The organism is Planococcus lenghuensis (assembly GCF_001999905.1).
Lineage (GTDB): Bacteria > Bacillota > Bacilli > Bacillales_A > Planococcaceae > Indiicoccus > Indiicoccus lenghuensis.
Window position 1 is genome coordinate 1 of the sequence record NZ_CP019640.1, and the last position, 10,000, is coordinate 10,000.

7 protein-coding genes and 1 rRNA gene (1 of these 8 cut by a window edge) are annotated in these 10,000 nt (G+C 46.7%); all 8 read left to right on the plus strand.

Translation table 11 applies throughout. The features are described from left to right. Positions 1-1,344 (plus strand): chromosomal replication initiator protein DnaA, encoded by a 1,344-nt coding sequence (dnaA, locus tag B0X71_RS00005; RefSeq protein WP_077587552.1) that lies wholly within the window; start codon positions 1-3, stop codon positions 1,342-1,344. Positions 1,345-1,522: 178 nt separating this feature from the next. Then, positions 1,523-2,659 carry a DNA polymerase III subunit beta gene (gene dnaN / locus B0X71_RS00010; protein WP_077587553.1) on the plus strand — a complete coding sequence of 379 codons (1,137 nt, stop codon included), beginning with the start codon at positions 1,523-1,525 and terminating at the stop codon, positions 2,657-2,659. Positions 2,660-3,006: 347 nt separating this feature from the next. Then, positions 3,007-3,234, plus strand: a complete 228-nt coding sequence (yaaA, locus tag B0X71_RS00015) for a S4 domain-containing protein YaaA (RefSeq protein ID WP_408634152.1) — start codon at positions 3,007-3,009, stop codon at positions 3,232-3,234. Beyond that, the gene (gene recF, locus B0X71_RS00020; protein WP_077587555.1) at positions 3,224-4,336 is read left to right on the plus strand and encodes a DNA replication/repair protein RecF; all 1,113 of its coding nucleotides are present in this window, start codon (positions 3,224-3,226) and stop codon (positions 4,334-4,336) included. Before yaaA ends, recF begins: the two co-directional genes overlap by 11 nt. Positions 4,337-4,341: 5 nt before the next feature. After that, the gene (locus B0X71_RS20780; RefSeq protein ID WP_156889761.1) at positions 4,342-4,518 is read left to right on the plus strand and encodes a hypothetical protein; all 177 of its coding nucleotides are present in this window, start codon (positions 4,342-4,344) and stop codon (positions 4,516-4,518) included. 25 nt (positions 4,519-4,543) lie between these two features. After that, complete coding sequence (gene gyrB / locus B0X71_RS00025) at positions 4,544-6,472, plus strand: DNA topoisomerase (ATP-hydrolyzing) subunit B (protein WP_077587556.1); 1,929 nt, start codon at positions 4,544-4,546, stop codon at positions 6,470-6,472. A 28-nt stretch (positions 6,473-6,500) separates the two neighbouring features. Continuing rightward, a complete protein-coding gene (gyrA, locus tag B0X71_RS00030; RefSeq protein WP_077587557.1) occupies positions 6,501-9,047 on the plus strand; it encodes a DNA gyrase subunit A in 2,547 nt (848 codons plus the stop codon). A gap of 875 nt (positions 9,048-9,922) precedes the next feature. After that, positions 9,923-10,000: ribosomal RNA gene (locus tag B0X71_RS00035) — 16S ribosomal RNA — on the plus strand; it runs 1,476 nt beyond the window's last position.

Here is a 10,000-nt window from a genome sequence, read left to right on the forward strand (position 1 = left end):
TTGGAACACTTGGATGAGCTGTGGTCAAGTGTCTTAGAACAAGTTGAAACGAAAATCTCTAAACCAAGCTTCGAGACCTGGCTGAAGTCGACTAAACTTCTGTCGTTCAAAGGCGAGACAGTTACTATTGCCGCGCCGAATTCATTTGCCAGGGATTGGCTTGATAACCATTACGTACCCCTGATCACCGGTATTTTAAACGATTTAACGAATAAAGAACTTCTCGTTAAGTTCATTGTGCCCAAAGATCAGGAAGTGGATGATTTTGAACTGCCTGCACCGCGTGTGCAGGCAGACGATCATGAACAGTCTGGAACGCTTCCCGGCATGCTTAATCCGCGTTACACATTCGATACATTCGTAATCGGATCCGGTAACCGGTTTGCGCATGCCGCTTCTCTCGCCGTCGCTGAAGCGCCGGCCAAAGCGTATAACCCGCTGTTCATTTATGGAGGAGTAGGACTTGGCAAGACACACCTAATGCACGCGATCGGTCATTACGTGATCGAACACAATCCGAAAGCGAAAGTCGTGTATCTTTCGTCGGAGAAATTCACAAATGAATTCATCAACTCTATCCGTGACAATAAAACGGGAGACTTCCGCAATAAATACCGGAATGTTGATGTACTGCTGATCGATGATATTCAATTTCTGGCCGGAAAAGAGCAGACACAAGAGGAATTTTTTCATACATTTAATGCACTTCATGAAGAAGCGAAACAAATCATCATTTCCAGTGACCGGCCGCCCAAAGAGATCCCGACGCTGGAAGACCGGCTGCGTTCCCGCTTTGAGTGGGGGCTTATAACAGATATTACCCCGCCGGATCTGGAGACCCGTATTGCGATTCTGCGCAAAAAAGCGAAGGCGGACGGACTGGACATTCCGAATGACGTCATGGTGTATATTGCAAATCAGATTGATTCCAATATTCGGGAGCTTGAAGGTGCGCTGATCCGTGTGGTCGCTTACTCATCGCTGACAAATCGGGATATGAGCGGAGAACTCGCTGCCGAAGCGCTGAAAGACATCATTCCGAATACCAAACCGAAGACGATTTCGATTCTTGATATTATGAACGCCGTCGGCCAGCATTTTCATGTGAAGCTGGAAGATTTTAAAACGAAGCGCCGTACGAAAGACATCGCTTTTCCCCGTCAGATCGCCATGTACTTATCACGGGAATTAACTGATTTTTCGCTTCCAAAAATCGGCGAAGAGTTCGGCGGACGGGATCACACAACCGTCATCCATGCACATGAGAAAATCTCTGTCATGCTTAAAGATAATAAGGTTCTCCAGCGTGATGTGAAGAAAATCAAAAGTTCGCTCGGGAAGTAACCGGAAATTGCCTGTGGATAACCTGCCGGGTTATCCCACTTTTTATACACAGTTTATCAACAGTCAGACTGACTGACAGCATTCACTTTGAAGCGGTTATCCACATATCCACAGCCCCTACTACTATTACTGTTTAAAAGATCTTTAAAATAATAATATATAAGCGAGGTATGAACTTATGAAATTCGAAATTAAACGCGACCGCCTGCTTGATGGTTTGAGCGACGTTATGAAAGCAGTCAGCTCTAAAACAGCTATTCCCATCTTGACAGGTGTAAAGATGGATGTGTCTGCTGAAGGCGTGAGTCTCACAGGAAGTGATTCTGACATCACAATTCAGACATTCATTCCTGCAGAAGAAGATGGCAAGCAGATCCTGCAGGTTTCAGAAGGAGGCAGCATTGTTCTTCAGGCACGTGTCTTTAGTGAAATCATCCGGAAACTGCCGACAAATGAAGTGGAAATTGAAATCAACGGCAATTTTCAGACGCACATCCGTTCCGGTAAATCCGAGTTTCACTTGATTGGATTGGATCCGCTGGATTATCCACATCTGCCGGATGTGCAGGAGGATGAGTTATTCACAATTCCTGCTGATCTCCTGAAAACGATTATCCGGGAAACCGTCTTCGCAGTTTCAAGCTCAGAAACACGGCCAGTACTTACTGGTGTTCATTGGGCAGTAAAAGACGGAGAACTCGTTTGTGTAGCAACTGACAGCCACCGACTTGCCCGGCGCAAGACAAAGCTGGAATCGGTTCAGGACGAGGAGCATAATGCAGTCGTCCCTGGCAGAAGCCTGAATGAATTAAACAAAATTCTCGATGACTCAGCAGATCCGGTAGAAGTTGTCATGACCAGCCAGCAAGTGCTGTTCCGGTCCAAAAATATTCTGTTTTTCTCTCGTCTCCTGGAAGGAAATTACCCGGACACATCCCGTCTGATTCCGTCTGAATATAAAACGCAAGTAACAGTGAACGGCCGTGCATTGCTGCAGGCGATTGATCGGGCTTCACTTCTGGCGCGTGAGGAACGCAATAACGTGGTTCGCTTTTCAGCGAATGGCAGCGATGAGGTGGAAGTGTCTTCAAATTCACCGGAAGTCGGTAAAGTTGAGGAACAGCTGCTGGCGGAAGCGATTGAAGGAGAGGAACTGAAAATTTCCTTCAGCGCCAAATTTATGATGGATGCACTGAAAGCGATCGATGGGCAAGACGTGGTTATCCAATTTACCGGCGCTATGCGTCCGTTTATCCTGCGTTCGGCGCTGGATGATTCAATTCTCCAGCTTATTTTGCCTGTACGCACCTACTGAGCATTTCAGCAATATTCACAGGCAAAACCAGCGCAATGGGTCCGGATAAAAATCTAAGTATTTCCCTTTCATACGAACGTTCGTTCTGTTATAATGAATAAAGAACAAAGAAAGATCCATGCTATCAGCTGACCGGCATTTTACCTCCTCTTTTTTCTAAGGAAAAATGCTGCAGAGAAAATATCGGAAACCGTCCAGGTGCTTTAGAATTCCGCTGTGATAGCCAGAGGAGTGTCAATGGTAACAGGATAGCCTGCACGGGCTATCCTTTTTTACTTATGGCAAGCCATACGTTAAAATAAAACTATACAAACAGCAGAAGGACTGAGGCTATTTTGAAAGAGATCATGATCGAATCGGAATTTATAACGCTCGGCCAATTTTTAAAAATGACCGATGCGATTCAATCGGGCGGAATGGCAAAGTGGTTTCTGAGCGAATATGCCGTTTTTGTGAACGGAGAGGCTGAAGACCGGCGGGGCAGAAAACTCCGGCCTGGAGACACGGTTAATGTACCGGGCACCGGACGATTCCGTATTTCCGCTGCTGAAGGTACAAAACCTCATGCGGATTGACCGGCTGCAGCTTGAGAATTTCCGCAATTATGAAGGGCTGGATCTGCCGTTCGCACCGGAAATCAATGTATTCATCGGTGAAAATGCACAAGGCAAAACTAATATCATGGAGGCACTCTACGTGCTTTCTATGGCAAAATCCCACCGCACTTCAAACGATCGTGAATTGATACGCTGGGATGCGGAATATGGTAAAATAAAAGGTGACGTGCACCGCAGACACGGGAATCTTCCGCTTGAAATCACGCTGTCGAAAAAAGGGAAAAAGGCCCGGGTTAACCACTTGGAACAGAACCGCCTCAGCAATTACATCGGCCAGCTTAATGTGGTCATGTTTGCACCCGAGGATCTGCACCTCGTAAAGGGAAGCCCGCAAGTCAGACGCCGGTTCATCGATATGGAGATTGGTCAAATCTCACCGGTTTATCTGCATAACCTGCTGACATATCAGCGCCTTTTAAAACAGCGGAATCACATATTGAAACAAAATTACGGAAAAAGCAGAGTGGATGATGTGATGTTCGATGTATACAACAGCCAATTCATCGAAGCAGCAGTGCAGATCATCCGAAAGCGGTTCGAGTTTATGGCACTTTTGCAGAAATGGGCCGAACCGATTCATCGCGGCATTTCCCGGGGGCTTGAGGAACTTCAGATCCGCTACTTGCCGGTAAGCGGACTGGATCCGGAATGGGCACCTGGTGAAATGGCGTCTTTTTTGGAACAGAAACTGAGCGGGCTTCAGAAACGGGAGCTCGAACGAGGGGTGACGTTAGCCGGCCCTCACCGCGATGAACTGCAATTCTTAGTAAACGGCTATGATGTACAGACTTATGGTTCTCAAGGACAGCAGCGGACAACCGCTCTGTCTCTGAAACTTGCAGAAATTGAACTCATCAAACAGGAAGTCGGCGAAGCGCCGGTACTTCTGCTGGATGACGTGCTGTCGGAATTGGATGATTACCGGCAGACACATTTGCTTAATACGATCCAAGGCACTGTCCAGACGTTCGTTACTACAACCAGTGTGGAAGGCATTCAGCATGAGACCATCCGGCAAGCCAAGCTTTTTGAGGTTTCTAAAGGAACAGTAAAGGAGTGAAACGGTTGTACGTTCAGCTTGATCGAAATCGTTTCATCCGGATAAAATCAGTGATTGCCATACTGCCGAATGATAGCGGCCATGAGATGGGTCGTTCACGCGTTATAACAGAGCAGGCAGTCTATACTTCGCCTTACCGGGCGCAGTCACTGATAAAAAAAGCAGAGCAAGGCAGATTATAGCTGCCGGGAAGAGCAGGTGAACCAAATGGCAATGGAAGAAAGTGCATTGCAGCAAACGTATGATGCTAATCAGATCCAAGTGCTGGAGGGACTCGAAGCAGTCCGGAAACGGCCTGGTATGTATATCGGTTCGACAAGTTCGAGAGGCCTCCATCATTTAGTATGGGAAATTGTGGATAACAGTATCGACGAAGCACTCGCCGGTTATTGCGATGAGATTAAAATCACGATTGAAAAAGATAATTGGATCCGTGTGGAAGATAATGGACGCGGTATTCCTGTCAGCATGCACGAAAAGATGGGCCGGCCGGCTGTAGAAGTCATCATGACCGTACTGCACGCAGGCGGAAAATTCGGCGGTGGCGGTTATAAAGTATCCGGCGGTCTCCATGGTGTAGGTGCTTCGGTCGTTAACGCACTTTCCGAAACTACGGAAGTGGTTGTCAGCCGAGACGGCAAAAAGCACCGCATCATATTCAGACGCGGTGCTGTGATAGAAGAATTGAATGTAATCGGCGAGACAGAAGCAAGCGGAACGACTGTCCGGTTCAAAGCCGATCCAGAAATATTCACAGAGACTACCGTATATGAATATGACATTTTGGCAAATCGCCTTCGTGAGCTGGCGTATCTGAACCGGGGACTTCAAATCGTCATTGCGGACGAACGGGAAGGCGAAGAAAAAGAAAATGCGTATCATTACGAAGGCGGCATCAGTTCATATGTCGAGCACCTCAACCGTTCTAAAGATCCGCTCCATGAAGAACCGATTTTCGTGGAAGGTGAAAAAGAGGGTGTATCTGTTGAAGTGGCTATGCAGTACAACGGCGGCTACGCTTCAACAATTTATTCATTTGCCAATAACATCAACACCTATGAAGGCGGAACGCATGAATCCGGCTTCAAGACAGCTTTGACCCGGGTTATTAATGATTATGCCCGTAAAAACAGCATGTTAAAGGATGCGGAACCAAACCTGACAGGTGAGGATGTGCGCGAAGGACTGACTGCAGTCATTTCGGTTAAACATCCAGATCCGCAATTTGAAGGACAGACAAAAACGAAACTCGGCAACTCGGAAGTCAGCCAAATTGTCAATCACCTCTTTTCAGATGGTCTTGAGCGCTTCCTGCTTGAGAATCCATCTTCTGCACGAAAAGTCATTGAGAAAGGGCTAATGGCTTCCCGTGCCCGTCTTGCTGCGAAAAAAGCACGCGAATTTACACGGCGAAAGTCAGCGCTCGAAATATCAAGCCTTCCGGGTAAACTCGCTGATTGTTCATCGCGCGATCCGGAAATCTCTGAAATCTATATTGTAGAAGGTGATTCCGCAGGCGGTTCAGCTAAAGCAGGACGTGATCGTCACTTCCAGGCGATTCTGCCGCTGCGCGGAAAAATCATCAATGTGGAAAAAGCCCGTCTTGATAAAATATTGTCAAATGCGGAAATTCGTGCAATCATCACAGCGCTTGGAACTGGCATCGGTGATGAATTCGCACTTGAAAAAGCACGCTATCATAAAGTCGTCATCATGACAGATGCAGATGTGGATGGTGCGCACATCCGTACCTTGCTCCTTACATTCCTGTTCCGCTACATGCGGCCGCTGATTGAAGCCGGGTATGTTTATATCGCACAGCCGCCACTCTATCAGATTAAACAGGGCAAGCATATTGATTACGTCTATACAGATCAGCAACTGCAGGATGCACTGGCCCAGCTGCCTGCAACACCGAAGCCAAATATCCAGCGCTACAAGGGCCTAGGTGAAATGAATGCTACTCAGCTGTGGGATACGACGATGGATCCGGAGTACCGGACACTTCTCCAGGTCGCACTGGAAGATGCCATGCTGGCAGATGAAACATTCCAGATGCTGATGGGCGATGAAGTGGAGCCGCGCCGGAACTTTATTGAATCAAACGCAAGTTACGTGAAAAACCTTGATATTTAATTGATGAAAGCAAAAGGGGGATGCCAGTATGGCCGATTTGCCACGCCGCGGCGTTAAAGAAATAAATCTCAGCACGGAGATGCGGACATCCTTTTTGGATTATGCGATGAGCGTCATCGTCTCACGTGCTCTTCCCGATGTCCGGGATGGCCTGAAACCTGTTCATCGCCGCATTCTGTATGCGATGCAGGACATGGGTAACACTGCGGATAAGTCATATAAAAAATCTGCCCGTATTGTCGGAGATGTAATCGGGAAATACCATCCGCACGGCGATACCGCTGTCTATGACACAATGGTCCGCATGGCGCAGGACTTCAGCTACCGGTATATGCTTGTTGATGGTCACGGCAACTTCGGTTCAGTCGATGGCGATGCAGCAGCTGCCATGCGTTATACGGAATCCCGGATGTCTAAAATTGCAATGGAATTACTGCGTGATATTAATAAAGACACGATTAATTATAAGGATAATTACGATGGCCAGGAAAAAGAGCCAGTTGTCCTGCCAAGCCGATTCCCGAACCTGCTCGTAAATGGCACGTCAGGAATCGCGGTCGGTATGGCGACAAATATTCCGCCACATCACTTGGGAGAAACGATCGATGCTGTACTTGCGTTGGCTGAGAATCCGGCGATCACGACTGAAGAGCTGATGGACAGTATTCCAGGTCCTGATTTTCCGACAGGTGGTATAATTCTCGGACGGAGCGGTATCCGCCGGGCGTACGAAACCGGTAAGGGTGCTGTGCTAATCCGGGCCAAAGTTGAAATTGAAACACGGGCAAACGGCAAAGAAACGATTCTGGTTCATGAACTGCCGTATCAAGTTAACAAAGCAAGATTGATTGAAAAAATAGCGGAACTTGTACGCGATAAAAAAATAGACGGCATCACAGACCTCCGGGATGAATCTGACCGAAACGGAATGCGCGTTGTAATGGAGATCCGGCGGGATGCCAGTGCAGGTGTAATTCTGAACAATTTATATAAGCAGACAGCATTGCAGACGAGCTTCGGCATTAATATGCTCGCGCTTGTGGATGGCCAGCCAAAAGTATTGAGCCTGAAAGAAGCATTGCACCATTACTTGGAGCATCAGAAAGTAGTTATTCGCCGCCGTACACAGTATGAGTTGAAAAAAGCGGAAGATCGGGCCCACATTCTGGAAGGTCTCCGCATTGCGCTTGATCACATTGATGCAATCATTGCACTGATCCGCGCTTCCCAAACAACAGAAGAAGCACGAAATGGTTTAATGGAGCAGTTCTCGTTAAGTGAACGTCAGTCCCAGGCGATTCTAGATATGCGTCTTCAGCGGCTGACTGGGCTGGAGCGCGATAAAATCGAAGAAGAGTATCAGGAACTCGTGAAATTGATTGAAGAGCTTCGTGCGATTCTCGCTGATGAACAACGGATTATTCAGATTATCCGCGAGGAGTTGACAGAAATCCGGGACCGGTTCAGCGACAAACGTCGTACGGAAATTACAACCGGCGGCGCAGAAGTGATTGAAGACGAGGATCTCATTCCAGTGGAAGCCTCAATCGTTACGCTGACTCATAATGGTTATATCAAACGTCTGCCGGCTAACACATATCGCAGTCAGGGAAGAGGCGGCCGTGGTATGCAAGGTATGGGAACGAATGATGATGACTTCGTCGAACATCTGCTTTATACCTCGACGCACGATACTATCCTATTCTTTACAAGTAAAGGAAAAGTCTTCCGTAAAAGAGGATTTGAAATTCCTGAATTCGGAAGAACAGCAAAAGGGCTGCCACTTGTGAACGTCGTGGAGATCGATAAAGACGAAAAAGTGACGACAATGATTCGTGTAAGTGAATTCACTGATGATGCTTATTTAGTATTCACAACGAAAAATGGAACAGCGAAACGTGTGACACTTTCCCAATTTGCGAATATCCGGACGAACGGCTTGATTGCTATTTTACTGCGCGAAGATGATGAATTGATTTCTGCCAAGCTAACAGACGGCGAAAAAGAAATTGTTATCGGAACTCGGAGCGGACAATTAATCCGCTTTCCGGAAACGGAACTTCGAAGCATGGGCCGGACAGCCGGCGGTGTTCGCGGTATCCGGCTGCGTGATGGTGACTGGGTGGTCGGCATGGAAGTGCTGGAATCGAATGATTTCATCCTAGTCGTAACTGAGAAAGGATACGGTAAGCTGACAAATGAATCAGAATACCGGATTCAGTCAAGGGGCGGCTACGGTATTAAGACCGCTCAGATCACAGACAGAAATGGTCCGCTCGCTGCTGTACGTACCGTGGATGGATCCGAGGACATTATCATCATCACAGAACACGGAGTCGTCATCCGATTTGACGTCAATGATGTATCGATTAATGGCCGAAGTGCCCAAGGCGTGCGATTGATCCGTCTAGGCGAAGAAGAAACAGTGGCATCTGTAGCGAAAGTGCAGAAAGATATTGAGATTCCGGAAGAAGACAAGGAAAAGAAAATTGAACCGGGACCGAATGCAGATGATGACGTGCTGCTGACAGAAGAAGAATCAGAAGAAGATGCAAATGATAGTGAAACAATATAAGTGATGCTGCAGCCAATCTCTGTTACAAAGAGATTGGCTGCTTTTTTATTCTTAGAATAGATGCAAGCTTTGCGAGACTTCAAGTTGTCATTAAAGACAGAACTTAGAACTCCATTTCTTTCTGCTAAAACTCTCTTTGTTTTTTAGTAAGCCAGCGAATTACAAAATCCTATCCGTTCTGTTCCAATAAAGTATCAAAACAAATCAATATTGATATACCATTTAAACTGATTATATAACTGTCGGAAAATACTTTATGTCTTCACGACGGTTAAGGATATGAGAATTCTTTTTTGTTTAGACTATGTTAAATATTGCTGCTGATATTCCACAAAACAGCTCCTCTTTCTGATGAGCTTGCGCAGTAGCGCATCTTTTTGGGTCATGCAGCAGGCGTGACAGGAAGTCGCACTGCCAGCTGCCGTTGACTTGCACCAAACTAACTCGCATTTAAAAGCCTTGGTTGTTCGGCATTTCACTTTACTGCTGGAGCTTCCGCTTTTTGCTCCATACTTTTGCGATGAAAAAATCAACGTTGTTCTTTAACAGAGCCTTTGTTTACTTTTTTATTGGTTTGCGTCTGAAGAATATAAAAAGATGAAACAGCGTGTTGACATAGACATGTATACTTGTTATTATAGTTAAGTCGCTGAAACACATGGATTTATAAAATGAATTTTACGGTTGACGGCGAGTTAGAAAGATGTTATATTAGTAAAGTTGCTGCAAACAACAGCGGCCTGAACTGAACCTTGAAAACTGAACAGCAAAACGCTAAGAAACAAACACGATTCTTAAGTGAATCAAATAGCAGCGCGTCATGCGTCACCTCCGTGACCATGGCCGCTGCGCCAGCAAGAGTCAATCAAGACTCCATATCGGAGAGTTTGATCCTGGCTCAGGACGAACGCTGGCGGCGTGCCTAATACATGCAAGTCGAGCGGACGAATCGG